This is a genomic window from Asticcacaulis sp. AC460, from assembly GCF_000495795.1.
In the GTDB taxonomy this organism is placed as follows: domain Bacteria; phylum Pseudomonadota; class Alphaproteobacteria; order Caulobacterales; family Caulobacteraceae; genus Asticcacaulis.
On the sequence record NZ_AWGD01000078.1, the window covers coordinates 1 to 463 of the forward strand.

A 463-nucleotide genomic window follows, 5' to 3' on the forward strand; every position below is an offset into this window, starting at 1 on the left:
TCACTTAACATTCGTGGCGGCAGATCAGTGCCAGTGCAAGTAAACGTGTCGTCATCCATATCAGTCATACGGCGCTCGTCGCTGGCGTGGCTTGCCCTGACGGGCAATGGCGGCAGATAGTCACCACTGAGGATGCACTCACCGTGGGCTGTACGCTGTTCAATCTGGAGCAGATCCGGTAGGAAAACAGCGTTGATGACTTCCGCAATCTGTTTATGTGCGAGTTTGTTGACGACAAGCCATTCGGCTCCCGCCCGGTATGGATCGGCTACGCCCCCTCGCACAGCGGCAACAGCGCCGGGTGTTGTGGTACTCGCACCGCCGGTTGTCGCCGTTGGCAAGTTCCGCATTCTGGAGCGTCATCAGTGGAAAGGCATGGACTTCGCAACGCAGACCGAATCAATCTGCCAGCTCACCGAAAAATATAACGCTGAGTACATCGGTATCAATGCGACCGGTCTCG

Annotated in this window: 1 protein-coding gene; it reads left to right on the plus strand. The window is 56.4% G+C overall.

Annotated elements, in window-relative coordinates; all coding sequences use genetic code 11:
* Positions 1–195: 195 nt before the first annotated feature.
* Positions 196–463 (plus strand): phage terminase large subunit family protein (locus tag ABAC460_RS51255; protein WP_444551273.1); only part of this gene is annotated, 268 nt, incomplete at its 3' end.